The 23,057-nt window shown below is 74.6% G+C and carries 21 protein-coding genes; 10 read left to right on the top strand and 11 right to left on the bottom strand.

The features are described from left to right. The first annotated feature begins 231 nt into the window (after window positions 1–231). The 3 genes from AC3WUG_RS04945 to AC3WUG_RS04935 all read left to right on the top strand — a co-directional run bounded on the left by AC3WUG_RS04945 (window position 232) and on the right by AC3WUG_RS04935 (window position 2,359). Entirely contained in the window at window positions 232–1,653 is a 1,422-nt protein-coding gene (locus AC3WUG_RS04945; protein WP_492326632.1) for a dicarboxylate/amino acid:cation symporter, read from the top strand. A 68-nt stretch (window positions 1,654–1,721) separates the two neighbouring features. Next, window positions 1,722–1,928 carry a type II toxin-antitoxin system HicA family toxin gene (locus AC3WUG_RS04940; RefSeq protein WP_492326631.1) on the top strand — a complete coding sequence of 69 codons (207 nt, stop codon included), beginning with the start codon at window positions 1,722–1,724 and terminating at the stop codon, window positions 1,926–1,928. A gap of 8 nt (window positions 1,929–1,936) precedes the next feature. After that, window positions 1,937–2,359 carry a hypothetical protein gene (locus tag AC3WUG_RS04935; RefSeq protein ID WP_492326630.1) on the top strand — a complete coding sequence of 141 codons (423 nt, stop codon included), beginning with the start codon at window positions 1,937–1,939 and terminating at the stop codon, window positions 2,357–2,359. A gap of 180 nt (window positions 2,360–2,539) precedes the next feature. On the opposite strand, the gene AC3WUG_RS04930 is transcribed toward AC3WUG_RS04935, so the two are convergent. The 4 genes from AC3WUG_RS04930 to AC3WUG_RS04915 are packed head-to-tail and all read right to left on the bottom strand — an operon-like array spanning window position 2,540 to window position 6,924. Beyond that, complete coding sequence (locus tag AC3WUG_RS04930) at window positions 2,540–3,727, bottom strand: glycoside hydrolase family 1 protein (protein WP_492326629.1); 1,188 nt, start codon at window positions 3,725–3,727, stop codon at window positions 2,540–2,542. 46 nt (window positions 3,728–3,773) lie between these two features. Then, complete coding sequence (locus tag AC3WUG_RS04925; protein WP_492326628.1) at window positions 3,774–4,667, bottom strand: carbohydrate ABC transporter permease; 894 nt, start codon at window positions 4,665–4,667, stop codon at window positions 3,774–3,776. Window positions 4,668–4,687: 20 nt separating this feature from the next. Then, window positions 4,688–5,647, bottom strand: a complete 960-nt coding sequence (locus AC3WUG_RS04920) for a carbohydrate ABC transporter permease (RefSeq protein ID WP_492326627.1) — start codon at window positions 5,645–5,647, stop codon at window positions 4,688–4,690. A 5-nt stretch (window positions 5,648–5,652) separates the two neighbouring features. After that, window positions 5,653–6,924, bottom strand: coding sequence for an extracellular solute-binding protein (locus tag AC3WUG_RS04915; protein WP_492326626.1), 1,272 nt, complete (start codon window positions 6,922–6,924; stop codon window positions 5,653–5,655). Window positions 6,925–7,091: 167 nt separating this feature from the next. Between AC3WUG_RS04915 and AC3WUG_RS04910 the strand changes: the two genes are divergently transcribed. Next, complete coding sequence (locus AC3WUG_RS04910) at window positions 7,092–8,186, top strand: LacI family DNA-binding transcriptional regulator (RefSeq protein WP_492326625.1); 1,095 nt, start codon at window positions 7,092–7,094, stop codon at window positions 8,184–8,186. A gap of 150 nt (window positions 8,187–8,336) precedes the next feature. Here AC3WUG_RS04910 and AC3WUG_RS04905 read toward each other — a convergent pair whose 3' ends face one another. Further along, window positions 8,337–9,230, bottom strand: coding sequence for a LysR family transcriptional regulator (locus tag AC3WUG_RS04905; RefSeq protein WP_492326624.1), 894 nt, complete (start codon window positions 9,228–9,230; stop codon window positions 8,337–8,339). A gap of 116 nt (window positions 9,231–9,346) precedes the next feature. Here AC3WUG_RS04905 and AC3WUG_RS04900 point away from each other — a divergent pair, with 116 nt between their 5' ends. After that, the gene (locus AC3WUG_RS04900; RefSeq protein WP_492326623.1) at window positions 9,347–10,663 is read left to right on the top strand and encodes an MFS transporter; all 1,317 of its coding nucleotides are present in this window, start codon (window positions 9,347–9,349) and stop codon (window positions 10,661–10,663) included. On the opposite strand, the gene AC3WUG_RS04895 is transcribed toward AC3WUG_RS04900, so the two are convergent. After that, the gene (locus AC3WUG_RS04895; protein WP_492326622.1) at window positions 10,648–11,937 is read right to left on the bottom strand and encodes an NAD(P)-binding domain-containing protein; all 1,290 of its coding nucleotides are present in this window, start codon (window positions 11,935–11,937) and stop codon (window positions 10,648–10,650) included. The two genes, AC3WUG_RS04900 and AC3WUG_RS04895, sit on opposite strands and share 16 nt — an antisense overlap. Window positions 11,938–12,068: 131 nt before the next feature. On the opposite strand from AC3WUG_RS04895, the gene mshD reads away from it, so the two are divergent. Further along, a complete protein-coding gene (gene mshD, locus AC3WUG_RS04890; RefSeq protein WP_492326621.1) occupies window positions 12,069–12,968 on the top strand; it encodes a mycothiol synthase in 900 nt (299 codons plus the stop codon). Between the two features lie 19 nt (window positions 12,969–12,987). Here the strand turns inward: mshD and AC3WUG_RS04885 are convergent, their stop codons facing one another. Continuing rightward, window positions 12,988–14,004, bottom strand: coding sequence for a zinc-binding alcohol dehydrogenase family protein (locus AC3WUG_RS04885; RefSeq protein WP_492326620.1), 1,017 nt, complete (start codon window positions 14,002–14,004; stop codon window positions 12,988–12,990). A gap of 71 nt (window positions 14,005–14,075) precedes the next feature. Here AC3WUG_RS04885 and AC3WUG_RS04880 point away from each other — a divergent pair, with 71 nt between their 5' ends. From AC3WUG_RS04880 to AC3WUG_RS04870, 3 genes are all read left to right on the top strand, one after another. Further along, window positions 14,076–14,435, top strand: coding sequence for a winged helix-turn-helix transcriptional regulator (locus AC3WUG_RS04880; RefSeq protein WP_492326619.1), 360 nt, complete (start codon window positions 14,076–14,078; stop codon window positions 14,433–14,435). A gap of 337 nt (window positions 14,436–14,772) precedes the next feature. After that, on the top strand, window positions 14,773–16,986 hold the full coding sequence (locus AC3WUG_RS04875; RefSeq protein ID WP_492326701.1) for an RNA degradosome polyphosphate kinase: 2,214 nt from the start codon (window positions 14,773–14,775) through the stop codon (window positions 16,984–16,986). Beyond that, window positions 16,983–17,969, top strand: a complete 987-nt coding sequence (locus AC3WUG_RS04870) for an NUDIX hydrolase (protein ID WP_492326618.1) — start codon at window positions 16,983–16,985, stop codon at window positions 17,967–17,969. The genes AC3WUG_RS04875 and AC3WUG_RS04870 overlap by 4 nt, the downstream gene beginning before the upstream one ends. Window positions 17,970–18,042: 73 nt before the next feature. Here the strand turns inward: AC3WUG_RS04870 and AC3WUG_RS04865 are convergent, their stop codons facing one another. The 4 genes from AC3WUG_RS04865 to AC3WUG_RS04850 form a co-directional block, all read right to left on the bottom strand. Beyond that, complete coding sequence (locus AC3WUG_RS04865; RefSeq protein ID WP_492326617.1) at window positions 18,043–18,534, bottom strand: septum formation family protein; 492 nt, start codon at window positions 18,532–18,534, stop codon at window positions 18,043–18,045. 79 nt (window positions 18,535–18,613) lie between these two features. Continuing rightward, a complete protein-coding gene (locus tag AC3WUG_RS04860) occupies window positions 18,614–19,618 on the bottom strand; it encodes an inorganic phosphate transporter (protein WP_492326616.1) in 1,005 nt (334 codons plus the stop codon). A 6-nt stretch (window positions 19,619–19,624) separates the two neighbouring features. Beyond that, window positions 19,625–20,245: a DUF47 domain-containing protein gene (locus AC3WUG_RS04855; RefSeq protein WP_147795301.1), complete on the bottom strand. Its 621-nt coding sequence runs from the start codon at window positions 20,243–20,245 to the stop codon at window positions 19,625–19,627. Window positions 20,246–20,596: 351 nt separating this feature from the next. Beyond that, window positions 20,597–21,202: a hypothetical protein gene (locus AC3WUG_RS04850; RefSeq protein ID WP_492326700.1), complete on the bottom strand. Its 606-nt coding sequence runs from the start codon at window positions 21,200–21,202 to the stop codon at window positions 20,597–20,599. A gap of 263 nt (window positions 21,203–21,465) precedes the next feature. Between AC3WUG_RS04850 and AC3WUG_RS04845 the strand changes: the two genes are divergently transcribed. Beyond that, on the top strand, window positions 21,466–22,923 hold the full coding sequence (locus tag AC3WUG_RS04845) for a sugar porter family MFS transporter (protein WP_492326615.1): 1,458 nt from the start codon (window positions 21,466–21,468) through the stop codon (window positions 22,921–22,923). The last annotated feature ends 134 nt before the right edge of the window (window positions 22,924–23,057 follow it).

Genomic DNA, 23,057 nt, shown 5'->3' with positions numbered 1-23,057 from the left:
ACGCGTCGGTCCGCCGCCGCCCCACCGGGGTCGCGCCGGCCGACCGGGACCGAGCAGCAGGGGGCGTCAGTGACCGGGTGGGACCTCACCGCGCGTCGCGCCGTCGACCTGCGCCGGGTCGCCAGCGCGCTCTGTCGCTGAGCAGCCGCCTCCGTCCCCCTCGCCCGCGTCGCGCGGGCCTCCTCCCACCCCACGGGCGCGCCCTGTCGTGCGCCCGCGAAAGGCTGCTGCATGTCCTCCACCGCCCCCGCGGTGCGGGAGCGCTCGCGCGTCCGCACCCTGCTCGGCAACTTCGGCTTCCAGATCATCGCGGCGCTCGTGCTGGGCGTCGCGCTCGGCTGGGTCGCGCTCGCGATGGGTCCCGTGAACGCGGGCACCGACGCGGAGTCGCCGAACTGGCTCACCAGCACGCTCGACACCGTCGGCTCGTCGTTCGTCACGCTGCTGCGCGCGATCGTCCCGCCGCTGATCTTCGCCGCGATCGTCGCGTCGGTCGCCAACCTGCAGAACGTCGCCAACGGCGCGCGCCTGGCCTGGCGGACCCTGCTGTGGTTCGCGATCACGGCGCTGATCTCCGTGGTCATCGGCATCGGCCTGGGCCTGGTGCTGCAGCCCGGCAACCACACCACCCTGTCCGTCGAGGACGGCTACGAGGCCGGCCGCACCGGCTCCTGGACCGACTTCCTCGACGGCCTGATCCCGGGCAACCCGCTCGGCCTCGGCGCGAGCACCTCCGCGGCGGAGGACGGCTCGCTCAGCACGTCCGTCAGCTTCAACGTCCTGCAGATCGTCGTCATCGCGATCGTCGTCGGCATCGCGGTGCTGCGCACCGGGTCGAAGGCGCAGCCGTTCCTCACGTTCGTCCGGTCCGCGCTGGCCGTGATCCAGAAGGTGCTGTGGTGGGTCATCCGCCTGGCGCCGCTCGGCACGCTCGGCCTGGTCGGCAACGCGGTCGCGTCGTACGGCTGGGACTCGCTCGCGTCGCTCGGCCGGTTCGCGATCGCCGTGTACGTCGGCCTCGCGCTGGTGCTGTTCGTGGTCTACCCGGTGATCCTGCGGGCCAACGGCCTCGGCGTGGCCCGCTGGTTCCGCGGCGCCTGGCCGGCGATCCAGCTGGCGTTCGTGTCCCGGTCGTCGATCGGCACCCTGCCCGTGACGCAGCGCGTGACCGAGCGGAACCTCGGCGTGCCGTCGGAGTACGCGTCGTTCGCCGTGCCGCTGGCCGCGACCACCAAGATGGACGGCTGCGCGTCGATCTACCCGGCGATCTCGGCGATCTTCGTCGCGCAGATCTTCGGCATCGACCTGTCGGTGCTCGACTACGTGCTGATCGCGTTCGTGTCCGTGGTCGGGTCCGCCGCGACCGCCGGCCTCACCGGCGCGATCGTCATGCTCACCCTCACGCTGTCGACCCTCGGCCTGCCGTTGGCGGGCGTCGGCCTGCTGCTGGCGATCGACCCGATCCTCGACATGGGCCGCACCGCGGTGAACGTCGCCGGGCAGACGCTGGTGCCGACGATCGTCGCGAAGCGCGAGGGCATCCTCGACCGCGCGCAGTACGACAGCGCCCAGGCGGAGGACCTGTTCACGGACGACGAGCCGGCGGCCGAGCAGTCCCCGACCCGCTCCCCGGAGCCGGCCGCCGCCCGCTGACGTCGGCGGGCGCGACCGGACGCCTAGGGCCCTTGCCGACCTTCGGCAAGGGCCCTAGGCTTGTCGGGATGGTGAGCGACCAGCCGACACGACGGGTGCTGGCCGAGCTCCGGGCTGCGGGGTTCTCGCCACGGCGGACCAGCGGCTCGCACACGCTGTGGGCGCATCCGGGCGGCGAGGTGGTGGCGGTCCCCGACGGGCACCGCAGGATCTCCCCCGGCGTCTACCGGAAGATCCGGACCGCGATCGACCGGGCGGCCGGCCACGAGGGATGAGGGACGACATGCACGACGAGCCGGTGACGGTCTCGACGCGGCCGCGCTACACCGCGCACGTGACCCGCGAGGGCCGGTGGTGGATGGTCGCCGTCCCCGAGGTGGACGGGCTGACGCAGGCACGGCGCCTGTCGGAGGCCGCCCCGATGGCGCGCTCTCTCGTCGCGGTGACGCTCGACGTGGACCCCGGGGACGTCGACCTCACCCTCAGCATCGACCGCGTCGGCGACGTCGACGTGGCGGACCGCCTGGCCGAGATCGCCCGCGAGCGCGCGGCCCTGTCCGAGCTCGAGCGCAGCCTCGCGGAGCACACGCGGTCCCTCGCCCGGGACCTCGCGGAGCGCGACGTGCCCCAGCGCGACATCGGTGCCGTGCTGGGCGTCTCGCACCAGCGCGCGCACCAGCTGCTCGCGCCGCGTCGCGCCTCCTGACGCGCCGACAGCATCGGACCGGACCCCCCGGGGGGGGCTCAGCCCGGCGACCGGACTGGACCGCGGACACCCGCGCGCCGCACGGCCTGTCGAGAGAGGACTGTCGCGCCGAGACAGGACGCCCGACGGCCCACTCTCGGCGTGACGTCCTGTCTCGGCGCAGCAGCGCCCGGACCCGCGTCAGCGCGTCGGGTGCGTGAGCAGCCCCGTGCGGGCGACCTCGCCCAGCCAGTGCGCGCTGGGCTTCGGGGTGCGCTCGAACGTGTCCCGGTCCCAGGCGATGAGCCCGAAGGTCGGCGCGTAGGAGCCCCACTCGTAGTTGTCGAGCGCCGACCAGTGCAGGTACCCGCGCACGTCGATGCCGTCGGCCATGGCCTCGTGCACCCCGACCAGCGCGTCGTGCGTGTAGTCGATCCGGCGGGCGTCGTCCTGCGTGGCGATGCCGTTCTCGGTCACCACGATCGGCACGCCGCCCGTCCGCTCCCACGCGTTGCGGATGCCGATGCCGATGGCGGGCGGGAAGTACTCCCAGCCGGTCAGCGTGGTCTCGGCGCCCTCGGGGACGGGCAGCGGGTTGCCCTGCTGGTCGACGAAGGTGCGCAGGTAGCCCTGCACGCCGATCCAGTCGTCGCCCTTCGCGGCGTCGAGGAAGATGTCCTCCCGCGGGTACCCGTAGGCCTGGGTGGCCTCCTCGGCCCCGGGCGCCGCGTGGTACGCCTGGGTCGCCACCGACCAGCCCGACCGCACCTGCGGCAGCTGCGCCAGCACCCCGCGGGACCGGCGGTGCGCCTCGATCAGCGCGTCGGTGATCTGCGGGTCCGGCGCCGGGAGGCGGGACGCCGTCATCTCGGTGCCCTCCTCGCCGCGGGTCATCGCGACCATGTTGGGCTCGTTGATGGTGCACACCCACTCGACGTCGTCGCCGAGGACGGGCAGCGCGATCTCGGTGAACCGCTCGAACAGCGCGGGGGCGTCCGGGTTCCGCCAGCCGCCGAGGCGCGCGAACCAGCGCGGGTGCGTGAAGTGGTGCAGCGTCACCGACGGCGTGAGGCCGTGCTCGCGGCAGGTGTCGACCATGCGGCGGTAGTGCGCGAGCTGCGCCTTGGACACGAACCCCTGCTCCGGCTCGATCCGCGCCCACTCGATGCTGAACCGGTAGGAGTTCATCCCGAGCGACGCGAGCAGCGCGATGTCCTCGGGGTACCGGTGGTAGGAGTCGGCGGCGTCGCCGGACGGCTCGGCCAGGTCGGTGCCCGGCGCGTGCTCGCGCACCCACCAGTCGGAGTTGACGTTGTTCCCCTCGACCTGGTGCGCGGCGGTGGAGGCGCCCCAGAGGAAGCCCTCGGGGAACTGGCGGCTGACGGACATGCGGGGTCCTTCCGGTGGTGCGGTGTGCGAGGTGCCGGGGGGCCGGCTACTTCAGGCCGACGGTGGCGATGCCCTGGACGAAGTACCGCTGCAGCGCGACGAACAGCAGCAGGATCGGCGTGATGACGAGCACCGCGCCGGCCAGCAGCAGGCCGTAGTCGGTCGCCTGCTGGCCCGTCGAGTACAGGGAGAGCGCGACGGGCAGCGTGTACATGTCCTGGCTCTGCGCCGCGACGAGCGGCCACAGGAAGTTGTTCCACGAGCCGAGGAACGTGAGGATCCCGAGCGTCGCGAGCGGCGGGCCGCAGAGCGGCATGACCACCCGGGCGAAGATGCGCAGCTCGCCGGCGCCGTCGATCCGCGCGGCCTCCATCAGCGGCTCGGGGATGCCGAGCATGAACTGCCGCATGAGGAACACCCCGAGCGGCTGGGTGAGGAACGGCAGGATCAGGGCCGGGTACGTGTTGAGCAGGCCCAGCGAGGTGACCTGCACGAACAGCGGCACGAAGGTCACGACGCCCGGGACCATCAGCATGATCATGACCAGCGCGAACAGCGCCTTCTTGCCCGGGAAGTCCATCTTGGCCAGCGCGTAGCCGACCATGGAGCAGAACAGCAGGTTCCCGAGCACCGTCACGACCGCGACGATCACCGAGTTCGTGAAGAACTGCCCGAAGTTCAGGTCGGTGAACCAGCGCCCGAAGTTGTCGAACGTCGGGTCCTGCGGCCAGATGGTCGGCGGCTTCGTCAGGATCTCGCGCTGCGTCTTGACCGACCCGAGCACCATCCAGACGAACGGCAGCAGCCAGAGCAGCACGCCGACGACGAGCACGGTGTAGGTGAGCGCGCGGCCGGTGGGCCGGCGACGGCGACGAGACGGAGCCGGCTGCGCGAGCCGGTCGACGGCAGGCTGCGGCGACGGCGGGGTGATCGTGGACATTGTTCCCTCCCCTAGCCGTGTCAGTCGGCCGACCGCAGCAGCCGGAACTGCAGCAGGCTCAGGAGCGCGATGGCCAGGAACAGCACGTAGGACGCCGCGGAGGCGAACCCGTACTTGCCGAAGCCGAACTGCTCGAACGTGTAGAACGCGGTCGACAGCGTGGAGTCGAGCGGCCCTCCCTGCGTCATCACGAAGGCCTCCTCGAAGAACTGCAGGTAGCCGACCGAGATGAGCACCGCGCCGAGCAGCAGCGTCGGGCGGAGCAGCGGCAGCGTCACGCTGCGGAACCGGCGCCACGGGGACGCGCCGTCCATGACCGCGGCCTCCTGCACCTCGGCCGGCACGGCCTGCAGGCCGGCCAGGAAGATCACCATGAGCGTGCCGACGTTCCGCCAGACGGCCATGAGGATCAGCGACGGCAGCGCCCAGGTGGTCGAGCTCAGCCAGTTCGGCCCCTCGATCCCGACCCAGCCGAGCGCGGTGTTGAGCAGCCCGTCCGGCTGCAGGATGTACCGCCACACCACCGACACCGCGACGATGCTGGTCACGACCGGGGCGTAGAACCCGACGCGGAACGCCGACCGGAACCGGCTGATCCCGGAGTTCAGCGCGACGGCGAGCGCCAGGGCGACCGCCATCGTCACCGGGATGCCGACGACCACGAACGTGCCGGTCACGCTGAGGGACTTGAGGAACCGCGCGTCCCCGAGCAGCGCGACGTACTGGTCCAGCCCGACGAAGTTCACCGCGAACGGCGTGCGCACGTCCCGCGAGGTGAAGTCCGTGAACGACATCGCGAACGACGACACCAGCGGCACGAGCATGAAGAACCCGAACACCAGGACGAACGGCAGCGCGAACATCCACGCGACCATCCCCTGGCGCCGGCGGCGTGCGGCGGCCGGCCCGCGGGAGGCGGGGGCCGGCGCCCGGCCGGGTCGCGTGGACCCGGCCGGGCGGGGTGCGGCTGTGGTGGTCATGGCGGTCAGCCCACGCCGATCGACGTCGCCTGCTGCTGCAGCTCCGCGAGGGCCTCCTCGGGCGCCTCGCCGCTGACGGTCATCCGCTCGAGCACGGAGTCGGCGGCCGCGCCGACCTGGACCCACGCGGTGTTCACCGGCGGGGCCTGGGTGTCCTCGAGCTGCTCGCCGAACACGGCCAGCTTCTGGTCGTCGGCCAGCGACGGGTCGTCCCACGCGGACTGCTGCGACGGCAGGTCACCGGTCACGTCGTACCACTTCACCTGGACGTCGGGCTGGGTCAGCCAGTCGACGAGCTTCCACGCGGCGTCGGCGTTGTCGGAGTCCTGGAACACGACCAGGTTGGAGCCGCCCGCGAACGAGGTCGACGACTCCCCGGCCGGGATGCGCGCCGTGGCGTACTTGTCCTCGAAGCCCTCGCCGCCGAGCGTGGCGAGCTGGCCCATCATGAACGGGCCGTCGATGAGCATCGGCGTGGTGCCCGCGACGAACTCCGCCTCCTGGGCGCCCGCGCTGCGGTCGGCCGAGGCGTTGGCGACGCCGTCCGAGAAGAACGACGTGTAGTAGTCGTAGGCCTCGACCATCTCCGGGGTGTCGAGCGTCCACTCGGTCTGGTCGTCGTTCATCAGGCTCGCGCCGTTCGACCACGGGGCCCACAGCGAGCCCTGGAACGAGTCGTTGCCCGCGGACTGCAGCCGGATGCCGTAGTCGGCGCCCGCCTTGGCCTGCATGTCGCCGGCCATCTGCTTGAGGTCCTCCTGCGTGGCCGGTGCCTCGGTCCAGCCCGCCTGCTCGGCGAGGTCGGTCCGGTAGTAGAGCACCCGGGTGTCGACGTACCAGGGGACGCCGATCGCGGTGCCGTCCAGCTCGGCCGTGCCGAGCGAGCCCTCGAAGATGCCGCTGGTGTCGATGGCGTCCGGGACGGCGGCGAACGCGTCGCCGAACTCCGCCATCCACGTGGTGCCCATCATCGCGACGTCCGGCGTGGTGCCGGCGGCGATGGCGGTCTGGAACTTGTCGCGCGCCGCGTCCCACGGGATCGGCACGACCTCGATGTCGACGTCCGGGTTGGCGTCCGTGAACTCCTGGACGAAGTCGGGCAGCGCCTCGCCCTCGGCGCCCATGGCCCAGACGGTGAGCTCGCCGGAGGCGGCGCCCTCGGACAGCGTCGCGGCGTCGGTGGCCCCGCCGCCGGTGTCGTCGGAGCGGCCGCACGCGGTCAGCGCGGTCAGGGCGAGCGCGGTCACGACGGCGACGCGCGCAGCGGGACGGATCATGGTTCGTTCCTCCTCGAACGGACGGGTGGCGCGTGCGGCGGGCGCCTCGCGCTTCTATGCGCTTAGATGTTGGGAGATGTTATGCGCATAGAATGATCGGCGCAAGGGGGACCGGTCCGGGGCGCCGGAACCCCTACCATCGTGCGGGGCCCCGAGGAGGTGGTGCAGTGCCGCGTCGACCGACCGTCTACGACGTCGCCGAGCGCGCGGGGGTGTCGATCGCCACGGTGTCGTTCACCTTCCGGCAGCCCGAGCGGGTCCGCGACTCGACCCGCGCCGCGGTGCTCGTCGCCGCGAGCGAGCTCGGCTACGTGCCGAACGCCAGCGCCCGCGGCCTGGCGCACGGGCGCACCGGAGCCCTCGGCCTGTACTCGTTCGACCTCATGCTCGCGGCCCCGCAGAAGGGCGCCGACGGCGCGCGTCCGGTCGCCACCCCGACCCCGGTCGACGACACCGACCCCGACGCCGACCCGCGCGCCTTCCCCCTGTACGTGGACGAGGTGCAGCGCGGCTTCGAGCTCGAGTGCTGGCAGCGCGGCCAGGCCCTGCTGCTGAGCAGCGGCAGCGGTTCGGGGGCGTCGGTGACGGAGGTCGCGGGCCGCGTCGACGGCCTCGCGGTGTTCCCCGGCCCGACGCCCGTCGGCACGCTCGAGAACGTCGCGCGGCGCATCCCCGTCGTCGCGTTCAGCACCCCGCCGGTCGCCGACGGCCTGCACCACATCGGCGTCGACAACCGCGCGGGGATGCGGGACGTCGTCGACCACCTGGTCCGCGACCACGGGCTGCGCGACCTCGGCTTCGTCGGGCGGCTGACCACCCCCGACTACGCGGAGCGGTTCGCCGGCTTCCGCGAGGCGGTCGCCGCCGCCGGGCTGCCCGAGCCGGCCGAGCCCCTCGACCCGACCGACCTCGCCGAGCCGCACCGGTTCGAGGTGCTGGCCGCGCTCGCCGCCGAGGACCGGCTGCCGCGCGCGCTGGTGTGCGCGAGCGACCAGCTCGCCCTCGGCGTGCTCGACCTGCTGGCCGCGCGCGGGGTCCCCGTGCCGGAGCGGGTCGTGGTGACCGGCTTCGACGGCATCCTCGCGGGGCGGCTGGCGCGCCCGTCGCTCACGACGGTGCGGCAGCCGATGGCTGCGATGGGGCGGCTGGCCGTGCAGGTGCTCGTGCGGCACGCGGGGGCGCCGGCGGAGGAGCCGGAGTCGCACCGGCTGCCCGTGCGGGTGGTGCGGCGCGAGTCCTGCGGCTGCCCGCCGCCGGCCTGAGCCGGCGGGGGCGGGCGCTGAGCGAGGTCGTCACGCGTCCTCGAGGTCGACACACGCTGGTGAGGTCGTCACATGCTGACGAGGTCGTCACTCCCGAGTGACGACCTCACCACGGAGTGACGACCTCGCCGCACGGCGCGGGCGCCGCGGTCAGCGCACCGCGTGCTCGCGCACGTGCCGGACCAGCGCGGCCGTGGCCGCCGACGGCCGCCGGTCCCGCGGCACCGCGAGCGCCAGCGGCCAGCGCGGCCCGGCGGCGAGCGCGACCGCCGGGAGGTCGGGCGCGGCCTCGGCGGTGAACCGCGGCACGATCGCGACCCCCAGCCCGTGCCGCACGTAGCCCGCCACGGTCCCGATGTCGGCGACCTCCACCGTCACCCGGCGCTCCAGCCCCGCGGCGGTGAACGCCGCGTCGGTCGCCGCGCGGTTGCCGTACCCCGCCGGCGAGTCGATGAAGTCGAGCCCGGCGAGCTCCTCGAGGTCGACCGGCCGGCCACCGCCCCGTGCCGCGAGGTCGTGCCCCGCCGGCACCAGCAGGTCCATGGGCGCCGAGGCGAGGTCGATCAGCCGCACGCCCGGCGCCGCCCCGGCGGGCAGCGACACGAACGCGAGGTCCAGGTGCCGGTCCGCCACCGCCGCGGCCAGGCCCGCGGACCCCGAGGTCGACGCGCTGAGCCGGAGCGCGACGCCGGGGTGCGCGCGGTGGAACGCGCCGAGCAGCGCGGGCACGTCGACGAGGCCGACGGACGGCATCGTCCCCACCCGCACGGTCCCGGACAGCCCGCCCCGCACCAGGTCCACGGCCTCGCGGGCGTCCCGGGCGGCGTCGAGCGCGGCGCGGGCGTGCGGGAGCAGCGCGGCGCCCGCATCGGTCAGCGCCACCCGGCGCGGACCGCGGGTGAGCAGGGGCGCGCCGACCTCGCGCTCCAGCGCCTGGACCGACGCCGACACGGCGGACTGCACGAGCAGCAACCGCCCGGCCGCCGCGGTGAACGTGCCCTCCTCCACGACGGCGACGAAGGCGCCGAGCTGCCGGAGCTCCATGAGGGAATGGTATCGCTCTCCCCGATGGGAGCGAGCAGGAACCACCGTTGGACGCGATGCCGCGCCCGGGCGCACCGTAGGCGGAGCACGCACCCGACCGAGAGGACGGCCACCCGATGTCCACCCCCACGCTCCCCCGCTCCCACCGGCCGTCCGCCCCGCCCGCACCGGGCGCGCCCGACCCGGCGGACCCCGGCGACCTGTCGGCCGCCCCCGCCGCCGGACCCGCGCCCGCCGCCTCCCCCGCGCGGCACCGCGCCGGCTTCTGGCTCGTCGCCGCGGCCTTCCTCGCCACGATGGCGTTCTCCACCGTCCCCGCGCCGCTCTACCCGCTGTACCAGGAGGCGGACGGGTTCTCGACGTTCACCGTCACGGTCGTGTTCGCCGCCTACGCGGTCGGCGTGGCGCTCGCGCTGGTCCTGGCCGGGCACGTGTCCGACTGGCTCGGCCGCCGGCGCGTGCTGCTCCCCGCCCTGGCGCTCGAGCTCGTCGCCGCCGCGCTGTTCCTGTCCGGCACCGGGCTCGCGACGCTGCTCGTCGCGCGGTTCGTCAGCGGCCTCGGCGTCGGCATGCTCACCGCCACGGCGACCGCCCACCTCGCCGAGCTGCACGCCGCGCACCGCCCGGAGGACGCGGGGCACCGGCCGCAGGTCGTCGCCGTCGTCGCCAACATCGGCGGCCTCGGCGCCGGCGCGCTCGCCGCGGGCGCCCTCGCGCAGACCGGGGTGGCCCCGCTGCGGCTGCCCTACCTGGTGTTCGCCGCGCTGCTCCTGCTGGGCGCCGTCGGGGTGCTGATCGCGCCGGAGACGGTCCACCGCCCCGCGGTGCGCCCGGCGTACCGGCCGCAGCGCCCGCGCCGGGCGGGCGGCGACCCCGCGGCGCAGCGGTTGGCGTACGCGGCGGCATTCGCGTCGTTCGCGGTGTTCGGGGTCTTCACATCGGTCGCCCCGGGGTTCGTGGGCGGCACGCTGCACCACACCTCGCGGCTGCTCGCCGGGCTCGTGGTGTTCGTCGTGTTCGGCGCCGCGGCCGCGGTCCAGGCGGCGACGACCCGGGTGCGGCCGGCGACGCGGCTGCGGACGGGCCTCGCGGCGCAGGCGGCCGGCCTGGTCGTGCTCACCGCCGGGATGCTGGCCGAGCGGCTCGACGTGTTCCTCGCCGGCGGGCTGGTGACCGGCGCCGGCGCGGGCCTGCTGTTCGCGGCCGCGTCGGGCACCGTCGCCGCGTCGGCGGCGCGGCACCAGCGGGGCGAGGCGCTGGCCGGGCTGTTCCTGGTCGCGTACCTCGGGCTGAGCCTGCCCGCGATGGGGCTGGGCCTCCTGGCGCGGACGCTCCCGCAGTCGACCGCGATGGCGCTGCTGGCCGGCGCCCTGCTGGCACTGCTCGCGGCGCTGGCGGTCGCGGCCCGCCGCGCGGGTCAGACGCCGAGGTAGCGGCGGAGCTGGCGGACCGCGGCGCGGCCCGCGCGGTTGGCGCCGACCGTGCTCGCGCTCGGCCCGTACCCGACCAGCTGGACGCGCGGGTCGGCGACCACGCGGGTGCCGTCCATGACGATCCCGCCGCCGCTGCCGCGGAGCCCGAGCGGCCGCAGGTGGTCGAGCGCCGCCCGGAATCCGGTGGCCCACAGCACCGCGTCCGCCTCGACGTGCTCGGGGCCCGTGACCCAGCCGTCGGCGAGCGGCCCGCGCGCGGCGGCCTCGTCCCACTCGGCCCCGTCCGGCACCAGCCGCGCGAACATCGGCCGCGCCACCAGCACCCCGCGCGCGATGCCGTCCCGGTACGCGTCGGTGAGCGGCAGGCCGGTGGCGGCGATGATGCTCTGCGGCGGCAGTCCGGCCCGGGTGCGGTCGTCGACCCGCTGGACGGCCTCGCGGCCGAGCTCCGGGCTGAACTCGGCGTCCCGCCAGTCCGGCGGGCGGCGGGTGACCCAGGTCGTCGACGCCGCCACGGGGGCGATCGCGAGCAGGTGCTGCACCGCGGAGATCCCGCCGCCGACCACGAGCACCCGGCGGCCGGCGAACTCCTCCGGCGACCGGTAGTCGTGGGTGTGCCGCTGGATGCCCGCGAAGAGCGCGGCACCCGGGTAGGTCGGCCAGAACGGCCGGGTCCACGTCCCCGTCGCGTTCACCAGGGCGCGCGCGTGCCAGGTCCGGGTCACCCGGCGGCGCGCGGTCGCGGCCTCCGCCCGGCAGGCGCCGACGCCGCCCCCGAGGCCGTCGTCCGGGTCGGGCGCCGCGACCGGCACACGCTCGGTCTCCTCGGTCTCGACGGCCAGCAACCGGCCCGGCCCGCCGACGTCCCGGACCCGGCGCACCTCGACGGGCCGCCGGACGGCGAGCCCGAGGTCGCGCTCGTAGGAGCCGAAGTACCGGGTCAGGGCGCGGCTCGCGGGCTCGTCGGCGTCGAAGGTCGGCAGCGGGCGGCCGGGCAGCTCGTACACGCCGTTGACCGTGGCCATCGTCAGGCCGGGCCAGCGCTCGCGCCAGGCGCCGCCGGGTCCGGCGGCCGCGTCCAGCACCACGTAGGTGGGGCGGCCGTCCGCGGCGCGGCCCGCTGCGCGGCCGCCGGGGGCGGGGCGGTCGGTGCCCGTCGGCGCCGCCGGGACGAAGCCCGAGCGCTCCAGGTGCGCCGCCACGGCGAGCCCGGCCTGCCCGGCGCCGACGACCACGACGTCCGCCGAGGCGGCGGTCGGGTTCACGTCGGGCATGCCTGGTGCAACGCGGCACCCCCGCCGGTCGTTCCCCGCGGGCGCCGCATCGTGCGCGCCGCCCGCGGCCCGCGCTGCCGCGCCCGCGCCCGGTGCGCGCGCCCGCACCGCCCGGGTGGTGGGATGGGGCCGTGCCCGACCTCTCCCGCCGCGCCGGCGCCCTGCCCGCCGCCACCGCCGCCGCCGTCCGCGACCTCGCCGCCGCCGCGGCGGCCCACGACGGCGTCGCCCCGCTGTCCGAGCAGCCGCTGCTCTGGCTGACCGGCGGCGGCCCGGACGTCGTCCACGTGCTCGCGGGCGACGCGGACGCCGCGACCGGCTACGCCCAGGTCGACCTCCGCGACCCGGCGCTCGCCACGGCCGAGCTCGTCGTGCACCCGGAAGCCCGTCGTCGCGGCACCGGCACCGCCCTGCTCGACGCCGCCCTGGCCGCGACCCGCGCCCGTGGCGGCGACGCGGTGTCCGTGTGGGCGCACGGCGACGTCGCCCCGGCCCGCGCACTCGCAGCCTCCCGCGGCCTGCCCGCCGTCCGCGAGCTGTGGCAGATGGCCCTCGACCCGCTGGTCGCGCCGGACCCCGACACCGCCCCGCTGCCCGCCGGCGTGACGGTCCGCCCCTTCGAGCCGGGCCGCGACGAGGACGCCTGGGTCGCCGTGAACGCGCGGGCCTTCGCGCAGCACCCCGAGCAGGGCCGGCTGACCCGCGCGGACCTGGAGGCCCGGGAGGCCGAGCCGTGGTTCGACCCTGCGGGTTTCCTGCTCGCCGAGGAGGGCGCGACGCTGCTGGGCTTCGGCTGGACCAAGGTGGCCGGGCCGGGCGAGGGCGAGATCTACGCGCTCGGTGTCGACCCCGCGGCCCAGGGCCGGCGGCTCGGGCCCGCGCTGACCGCCCGGATGCTCGCGCACCTGGCCGACCGCGGGGTGCCGCGCGTGGTGCTCTACACCGAGGGCGACAACGCGCCGGCGATCCGGGTCTACCGGGCGGCGGGGTTCGGGCGGTCGGCGGTGGACGTGGTCTACCGCGTGGGCTGAGCGCGCGTCCGGGACGCCCTCAGGCCTCGATCACCACCTTGCCGATCGTGCGGCCCGACTCGACGAGCCGGTGCGCGTCCCGCAGCGTCTCGGGCGTCAACCCGCTCAGCCGCGTCGTCGTGGTCGTGCGCAGCCGCCCGTCGTCCACCAGCGAGGCCACCCGGTCCAGCAGGTGGTGCTGCTCGACGAGGTCCGGGGTCTGCTGCACCGGGCGCGTGAACATCAGCTCCCAGTGCCAGGCGATCGACTTCGCCTTGAGCGGCACGACGTCCAGCGTCCCCGGGTCGTCGATCGCGACGACGGAGCCGAACGGGCGCAGCAGGTCCGCGTACAGCGGCACCTGGCCGGCGGAGTGGGCGGTGATCACGGCGTCCAGCCCGTCCGGGGCCGCCTCGCGCACCTGGGCGCGGAGGTCGCCGTGGTGGTCGACGACCGCGTCGGCCCCGAGCGAGGTCACCCAGTCGACGCCCTCGGGCCGCGACGCCGTGGCGATGGTGCGGATCCCCGGGAGCAGCGCCTCGGCGAGCTGCAGCACCATCGACCCGACCCCGCCCGTCGCCCCGACGACCAGCAGGGTGCCCGTCGACGCCTCGGTGAGCCGCAGCCGGTCGACCAGCATCTCCCAGGCCGTGATCGAGGTGAGCGGGAGGGCGGCGGCGTCGGCGTCGGACAGCGACGCGGGGGCGTGCCCGACGATCCGCTCGTCGACCACGTGCAGCGCGGCGTTCGTGCCCGGCCGGTCGATGGTGCCGGCGTGGAACACCCGGTCGCCCGCCGCGAACAGCGTGACCGCCGGGCCGACCTCGCGCACCGTGCCGACCGCGTCGAAGCCGAGCACGAGCGGCGCGCCGTCCGGGCGGAAGGAGGCGCGGCGCTTCACGTCCACCGGGTTGACCGACACCGCGGCGACCTCGACCAGCAGGTCGTGCGGGCGCAGGTCGGGCAGCGCGGCGTCGACCGCGACGAAGGCGTCCGGGTCGTCGACGGGCAGCGGGCGGAGGGCGGCGATGGCGGGGGTGGTGCGCGTCGTGGTCATGCCCGCACTCTCCGCCCGGCCCCGTGGTTACCGTCAAGGGCACCTGGTTACCGAAGGGTACTGTCGGCGTCGTGCCCGCCCTCGACCACGCCGCCACCTGCGACCGGAACGACGTGTACGCGGCCGCCTGCCCGTGCCGGGAGATGCTGGACCTGCTCGCCAACAAGTGGTCCGCCCTGGCGATCGGCGCGCTCGACGGCGGTCCGCTGCGGTTCGGCGAGCTGCGGGCCCGGCTCGAGGGGATCAGCCCCAAGGTGCTCAGCGCGACCCTGCGCCGGCTGGAGGAGCACGGCCTGCTGACCCGCACGGTGTTCGCCGAGGTGCCGCCGCGCGTCGAGTACGCGCTGACCCCGCTCGGCGTGAGCGCCGGGGCGCCCCTGGCCCACCTGCGCGACTGGGTCGAGGAGCACGTGGGTCACGCCGCCGGCTAGCGGGCGCTCCCCCGGGTCGCCCTTCGGTCACCCGTCGGACACCTCCTGGTGCCACCATGTGGGGATGACCGACGCCACCGCCTCCGACGGCGCGCCCCGCAAGCCGCGCACCCGCCGCGCCGCGCCCGCCGCCACGGCCGCCGCCGGGCGCACCAGCACCAGCACGGGCCGGACAGGCGCCCGGTCCACGGGCACCCGCACCTCCACCCCGCGGACCCGCGCGGCCGCCCCGCCGGCACCCGCCGAGGCGGACGGCCAGGCCGCGACCGCCACGACGTCGCAGCGCCCCCGGACGCTGGCCCCCGAGCTCGCCGCGCACATCGCCGAGCACATCGAGATGAGCGACGGCGCCCGCGGCGACGAGGCCGCCGCCGCGCCCGAGGCGCCGCTGCCCGCCGACCGGTTCCTCGACCGCGAGGTCAGCTGGCTGGCCTTCAACCAGCGCGTGCTCGAGCTCGCGGAGGACGAGACCCAGCCGCTGCTGGAGCGGGTGCGGTACCTCGCGATCTTCGCGTCCAACCTGGACGAGTTCTTCATGGTCCGGGTCGCCGGCCTGAAGCGCCGCATCGCGACCGGCCTGGCCGTCACGGCGGCCTCGGGCCTCAGCCCGCGCCAGGTGCTGGAGGCGATCAGCCAGCGCGCGCACGAGCTCGCCGCCCGGCACGCGCAGGTGTTCGCCGACCAGGTGCAGCCCGAGCTGGCGACCCAGGGCATCACGCTGGTGCGCTGGGAGCAGCTGGGCGAGGCCGAGCAGGACCGGCTGCGCAAGTACTTCCGGAAGCAGATCTTCCCGGTGCTGACCCCGCTGGCGGTCGACCCGGCGCACCCGTTCCCGTACATCTCCGGCCTGTCGCTGAACCTGGCCGTGGTCGTGGTGAACCCGTCGACCGGCAAGGAGCACTTCGCGCGGGTCAAGGTGCCGCCGCTGCTCCCCCGGTACATCGCGGTCGACTGGCGCGGCCGCCCGACCGACGCGTCCGGCTCCGCCTCCGACCGCGGCCCGATGTCGTTCGTGCCGGTCGAGGACGTCATCGCCCAGCACCTCGACCAGCTGTTCCCCGGCATGGAGGTCAGCGAGCACCACACGTTCCGGGTCACCCGCAACGAGGACGTGGAGGTCGAGGAGGACGACGCGGAGAACCTGCTCCAGGCGATGGAGAAGGAGCTGCTGCGCCGGAAGTTCGGCCCGCCGGTCCGCCTGGAGATCGCGGACTCGATCAGCCCGCGCATCCGGTCGCTGCTGGTCCGCGAGCTCGGCGTCGCGGAGGACGAGGTCTACGAGCTGCCCGCGCCGCTCGACCACACCGGCCTCAACCTGATCGCGGACCTGGACCGGGCGGACCTGCAGTACCCGCGGTTCGTGCCGACCACGCACCGGTTCCTGGCCGAGGTGGAGAGCGCCAACCCGACGGACGTGTTCGCCGCGATCCGGGCGCGGGACATCCTGCTGCACCACCCGTACGACTCGTTCTCCACCTCGGTGCAGACGTTCCTGGAGCAGGCCGCGGCCGACCCCAAGGTGCTGGCGATCAAGCAGACGCTCTACCGGACGTCGGGCGACTCCCCGATCGTGGACGCGCTGATCGACGCCGCCGAGGCCGGCAAGCAGGTGCTCGCGCTCGTGGAGATCAAGGCCCGGTTCGACGAGCAGGCCAACATCGAGTGGGCCCGCAAGCTGGAGCAGGCCGGCGTGCACGTCGTCTACGGCATCGTCGGGCTGAAGACGCACGCGAAGCTGTCGCTGGTCGTGCGCCAGGAGTCCGACGGCCTGCGCCGCTACTGCCACGTCGGCACCGGCAACTACAACCCGAAGACCGCGCGCATCTACACCGACCTGGGTCTGCTCACCTGCGACCCGGACGTCGGCCAGGACCTCACCCGGCTGTTCAACCAGCTGTCGGGCTACGCGCCGAAGTCGCGGTTCCACCGGCTGCTGGTCGCGCCGCGCTCGGTGCGCTCGGGGCTGATCGAGCGGATCGACCGCGAGGCGGAGGCCGCGCGCGCGGGCCGGAGGTCGTGGATCAAGCTCAAGGTCAACTCGATGGTCGACGAGGAGACCATCGACGCGCTGTACCGGGCCTCGCAGGCGGGCGTCCCCGTCGACCTGTGCGTCCGCGGCATCTGCGCGCTCCGCCCCGGCGTCCCGGGGCTGTCCGAGACGGTGCGGGTGCGGTCGATCCTCGGCCGGTTCCTGGAGCACTCGCGGGTGTACGCGTTCGCCGCGGACGCCGGGGTCACCGAGGAGGTGGCCGACATCGGCCGCGAGGGCGGCACGCTGCTCCCCGGCCCGGAGGTCTACATCGGGTCCGCCGACCTCATGCACCGCAACCTCGATCGCCGCGTGGAGGCCCTCGTCCGGCTGGACGACCCCGACCAGGTCGCCGAGCTGGTCGGTCTGCTCGACGAGTCGATGGCCGACGAGACCTCGTCGTGGCACCTCGGCCCGGACGGCGCCTGGACCCGGCACGCGCAGGGCCCCGACGGGCCGCTGCGCGACCTGCAGTCCACGCTGATCTACCGCCAGCGCCGCCGCCTGGGCTCGGGCCGGTGAGCGCCGGGCCGACCGCGCTCGTCCGCGCGGCGGGCGCCCTGGTCTGGCGCGTCCGCCAGGGCCGCCTGCAGGTCGTGCTCGTGCACCGCCCGCGGTACAAGGACTGGTCCTGGCCGAAGGGCAAGCTCGAGCCGGGCGAGCACGTGACGACCGCCGCGGTCCGCGAGGTCGAGGAGGAGGCGGGGCTCGAGATCGTGCTCGGCCGGCCCCTGCCCGGGCTGGAGTACAAGCTCGCGGACGGCCGCCGCAAGCGGGTGCACTACTGGGCGGCGCAGGTCGCCGGCCGCCCGGACCGGCCCGCCCTGCACGCCCGCCCGCCCGCCGCGCACGCGTCGCGGGACGAGATCGACGCCGTGCGCTGGGCGGACGCCGACGTGGCGCGCAAGCGGCTCACCCGGGAGGACGACCGCATCCCGCTCGACGCCCTGGTGGCGGCGCACGAGGCGGGGACGCTGGACACCCGCGCCGTCCTGGTCGTCCGGCACGGCCGCGCCAAGAGCCGGTCGTCGTGGAAGGGCGAGGAGGGCACGCGGCCCCTCACCGACGTCGGCCGGCTGCAGGCCGGGGCGCTGGTGCCGGTGCTGTCCGCCTACGGCGTCGCCGAGGTGGTCACGAGCCCGTGGCTCCGCTGCTGCGCGACCGTCGAGCCGTACGCCACGGCGGCGGGGCTGACCCCGGACCGCCGCGACCCGCTCACCGAGGCGGAGCACGCCGACTCGCCGGAGAAGACCGCCGACGCGGTCGCCGCGGTGCTGCGCACGCGGTCGGACCTCGCGCTCTGCACCCACCGGCCGGTGCTGCCGACGGTGCTGGACGTCGTGCGCGCGCACGCCCCCGAGGACGTCCGCGACCGGCTGCCCGCCGAGAACCCGTACCTGCGCCCGGGCCAGGTGCTCGTGTGCCACGTGGTCCGCCCCGACCGCGGCGCCCCGGACCAGGTGCGCGTCGAGGACGTCGAGCTGCACACGCCGCTGGGCAGCTGACACCCCCGCCGACGACGACGGCGCGCCACCCCGGGAGGGCGGCGCGCCGTCGGTCGTGCGCGGCGGGAGGGGCTCAGATCGCGGCGCCCTCGAGCGACCCGGTGACCGGCTCGGCCGACATGAGGATGCACTGCACGACGCGGTCGCCCTGGTCCCACGACACCGTGCTCGGCGTGAGCGGGCCGTAGTCGAGGCTCGACGTCTCGTAGTCCATGCCGACGAACGTCGGGAACTCGCCGTAGCAGAACTCGTCGGCCTGGGTGTCGATGTCGGCCGGGTACTCGTCGCCCTTGAGCCGCGTCTCGGCGTACACCTCGCCGTCGTGCTCGTCGCCGCACGGCACGGTGGGCAGCGACTCGATCTCGGTCGCCGACGCCATCTCCGCGAGGTTGAGGCAGTCGCCCACCTGGATCGTGAACACGTCGGCCTCGGCGGCGGCCGTGATCTCGCCGGAGGCCTCGTCCCGCTGGGCGTCGCCCGCGCCGCAGGCGGACAGGGCGAGCGCGGCGCCGGCCGCCAGGGACACAGCGGACATCCAGCGCACGGTCAGGTTCTTCGCAGTCATGGGGACGAGTGAATCGCTTCCACGTCACGAATGTCCAGTTCGTACCCGTTCGGGAACGTCCGGAGGCGGCGCCGCCCGGTCAGCTGAGGAACGGGCTCAGCATGAAGTACACCAGCGCGGCGACCGCGGCGGCCGCCGGGATGGTGAGCACCCACGCGATGCCGATGTTCTTCGCGACGCCCCAGCGGACCGCGGACAGCCGCTTGGTCGCCCCGACGCCCATGATCGCCGAGGTGATCGTGTGCGTCGTCGACACCGGCGCGTGCAGCGCGAACGCGTTGACGTAGAGCACCACGGCGGAGACCGACTCGGCGACGAACCCGCGGGCGGGGTCGAGCTCGATGATCTTCCGGCCCAGGGTGCGCATGATGCGCCAGCCGCCGGAGTAGGTGCCGAGCGAGATCGCGGTCGCGGCGGCCAGCTTCACCCACAGCGGGATGCCCTCGTCCGGGTTCGCCCAGCCGACGGTGAGCAGCGCCATGAAGATCACGCCCATGGTCTTCTGCGCGTCCTGCAGGCCGTGCCCGAGGGCCATTGCGGCCGCCGACACGGTCTGCGCCAGGCGGAACCGCCGGGTCGTCCGCGACGGCGACGCGTTCCGGATGAGCCAGAGCAGGCCGACCATGACGAGGAACGCCAGGAAGAACCCGATCAGCGGCGAGAAGACCATCGGCAGGACGACCTTGTCGACGATCGCCGAGCCGTAGATCATCAGGCCGCCCGCGAGGCCGGCGCCCACGAGGCCGCCGATGAGCGCGTGCGTCGAGGACGACGGGAGGCCGAACCACCACGTGATGAGGTTCCACACGATCGCCCCGACCAGGGCGCACAGCACGACCACGAGGGCCTGGTGCGGTGACGCGTCGCCGAGGTCGACGATCGACGTCGCGATCGTCTCCGCGACCTCGGTCCCGAGCAGGGCGCCGGTGAAGTTCATGACCGCGGCCATCAGCAGCGCGGCCCGCGGCGTCAGCGCGCGCGTCGACACCGAGGTGGCGATGGCGTTGGCGGCGTCGTGGAAGCCGTTGGTGTAGTCGAAGCCGAGGGCCAGGGCGACCACGACCACGACGAGCGCGAGTTCCACCGGGGCTCAGGACTCCTTGAGCGCGATGGTCTCGACCATGTTCGCGACCTTCTCGAACGCGTCGGCGGCGTCCTCGAGCTTCTCGACGACCTCCTTGAGCTTCATCAGGAGGATCGGGTCGGTGATCTCGTCGAACATCTGCGCGAGCAGCTTGCGGTGCGACTTGTCGGCCTGGTTCTCGAGCCGGTTGACCTCGACCCAGTACTCGGCGAGGTTCTCCATCGAGCGCAGCCGGGGCATCGCCTCGGCGGTCAGCTCGGCCGAGCGCTGCAGCACCTGCACCTGGTCGGCGACCCGCGGGGGGAGCTCGTCGATCTTGTACAGGACGATGAGGTCGGCGGCCTCCTCCATGAAGTCCATGCAGTCGTCCAGCGCGGACGCGAGGCCGTAGATGTCGTCCCGGTCGAACGGGGTGACGAACGTCTGGTTCAGCCGCCGCATGATCTGGTGGGTCGCCTCGTCGGCGAGGTGCTCGACGTCGCTCATCTGCTTGGCGAGCGCCTTGCGGGTCGCGCGGTCCGCGCCCAGCAGCTCGGCGAGCAGGTTGGCTCCGGTGACCAGGTGCGCCGCCGACGCGGCCAGGAGGTCGAAGAACGAGGTGTCGCGCGGGGTGAGGCGCAGGCGCACGAGAGGCTCCGCAGGAGAGGGGCTTGGTCAGGCACAGGCTAGGGCAGCCGCGGGGTGAACTCACAACCCCGCAAGTGAACCCAGGGTGAACGCACAGCATCCTCAGCGTGACGCACGACCGCCCGGCCCGCGCGTGGGACGGAGGTCACACGCCGGGGCCGGGCGGGGAGGGTGAGGACGCCGGACCGGGAAGCGCCTCTCGGCGCGCGGCCGCTCGGAGCGGCTTGAGTTGGAGCCCGGGGCTACCGCGGCCCGGCGTCGGGTTCGAGTTTACGCGCCGCGCCGCGCCGCGTCCTGGGCGGGGACGGGTGAGCATCGCCACGGCCGCCGCGGGAACAGGACCGCGGGGCCTCACTCGAGGGAGCCGGACCGCCACAGGTGGGCCGCCTGCTCGAGCTCCTCGGCGGTGCGCACGAGCGACCCCGCGCTGCGCGTGAGCCGCGCGGACGCGTCGTCGCCCGTGAGGTCGAGGTGGTCGGCGTCGAAGGCCGCGCCGGTCGCGAGCACCCGGCAGAACGCCGCCCCGCGCTCCAGGGTCACCGCGAGGTCGCCGGTCCACACGCCCGACAGCACGGCGTCCAGCAGCACGCGCAGCTCCTCCGGCCCGGGCGGGCTGACCACGCCGACGACGACGTGGTGCACCGGGGCGGCGTCCAGACCGAGGCGGTACCGGTCGGCGAGGGTCGCCGGGTCGCGGCGCACCCACTCGCGCAGCACGTACAGCCGCCACAGGGTGCCGGGCAGGGTCGTGGCGGGGCTGTCCGACCACAGGGCCGCCACGACGTCGAGGCCCTCGTTCTCGACCAGCCGCACCAGCCGCTCGACCAGCGCCGGGTCCTCCTCGCCCTCCGCGCGCCCCCGGTGCACGATCGCGGCCGCCGTGGTGTGGGCGACCTGCGAGCGCAGGGCGGGGTCCACGTCGCCGGGCAGCTGGTCGGCGTCGCGGGGGTCGAGCATGGCGGGGCGGCGGTACCGGGGGCGGTCGTGAGGCGTCACCCGTCGATTGTCCGCCGGATCGGGACCCCCGTCGCGACCGGACGCGCCCGGCGCGCGGACCACCCGGCGCCCGGGTTAGGGTTCCCGCCGCGCGTCTTCCCCGGCCTTCCGGGTGCGGGATGCGCTGCGCGGGTGAAAGGTGAGAACGCCTCGACCGGCGCCCGACGACGTGCTCCGGCCCAGGTGTTCTCTTCGCAGGACGAGCGGAGCAAGGAGAAGACGTCATGGCCGAAGGCAGTGCCCGACCCTCGACGGGGAGGCACCCGTCGCACAACAAGGCGATCGGCCTCGCGGTCGCCGCCGCGGTCGGCGGGTTCCTGTTCGGGTTCGACTCGTCCGTCATCAACGGCGCCGTCGACGCGATCCAGGGCCAGTTCGACCTGGGCGCGACCCTCACCGGGTTCGCCGTCGCCGTCGCGCTGCTCGGCTGCGCCGTCGGCGCCTGGGCGGGCGGCCGGCTCGCCGACCACTGGGGCCGCACCAAGGTGATGGTGCTCGGCTCCGTCCTGTTCTTCGTGTCCTCGATCCTGTCCGCGATCGCGTTCAGCGTCTGGGACCTGATCATCTGGCGCATCCTCGCCGGCGTCGGCATCGGCATCGCCTCGGTGATCGCCCCCGCCTACATCGCCGAGATCGCCCCCGCGGCGCTGCGCGGGCGGCTCGGCTCGCTGCAGCAGCTCGCGATCACGCTCGGCATCTTCGCCGCCCTGCTCTCCGACCAGCTGCTGCAGGAGGCCGCGGGCGGCGCGTCCGAGGAGCTGTGGCTGGGCTGGGAGGCCTGGCGCTGGATGTTCCTGGTCGCCGTGGTGCCCGCCGCGATCTACGGCATCCTCGCCCTGCGCATCCCCGAGTCGCCGCGCTACCTCGTCGCCAAGGGCCGTCGGGACGAGGCGGTCGCCGTCCTGCAGAGCGTGCTCGGCCCGGACGAGGACGCCCGCGAGCGGGTCGCCCAGATCGAGAAGACGATCGAGAAGGACAAGGAGCTCGAGGAGCAGGCGACCCTGCGCGGGCCGCGCTTCGGCCTGCTGCCCGTGGTGTGGGTCGGCATCCTGCTGTCGGTCTTCCAGCAGTTCGTCGGCATCAACGTGATCTTCTACTACTCCACGACGCTCTGGCAGGCCGTCGGGTTCGACGAGAGCCAGTCGTTCCTCGTCTCCACGATCACCTCGGTCACCAACGTGGCCGTGACCTTCATCGCGATCGCGCTCATCGACAAGGTGGGGCGCCGCCCGATCCTGCTCACCGGCTCGGCGGGCATGACGATCTCGCTCGCCGTCATGGCGCTGGCGTTCACGCAGGCCTCCGGGTCGGGCGAGGACGTGTCGCTGCCGTCGCCGTGGGGGCCGGTCGCGCTGGTCGCCGCGAACGCGTTCGTCGTGTTCTTCGGCGCGTCCTGGGGCCCGCTGGTCTGGGTCCTGCTCGGCGAGATGTTCCCGAACCGGATCCGCGCCGCCGCGCTCGGCGTCGCCGCGGCCGCGCAGTGGATCGCGAACTTCCTCATCACGGTGACGTTCCCGCCGCTGCTCGACGCCTTCGGCGCGACGGGGCCCTACCTGATGTACGCCATCTTCGCGGGCCTGTCGTTCTTCTTCGTGCTCGGCAAGGTCCCGGAGACCAAGGGCGTCGAGCTCGAGGACATGGAGGACCTGCCCCCGGCGCGCCGTCGGGCAGCACGCGCCTGACGCGCTCGTTTGCCACCGACCGAGCCCCTCGCGGAAACTTCGCGGGGGGCTCGGCCGTTGTCACGACGGCCGTCATCGCTCGAAGGGACACGCTGTGGGTACGCCGCACGACCACGCCGACCGGACCGACGCCG

This window comes from Cellulomonas sp. EB106-03-03-XG116, from assembly GCF_058792015.1.
Note: the sequence above shows the minus strand (reverse complement) of the source record. Positions and strands in the feature narration are given on the sequence as shown.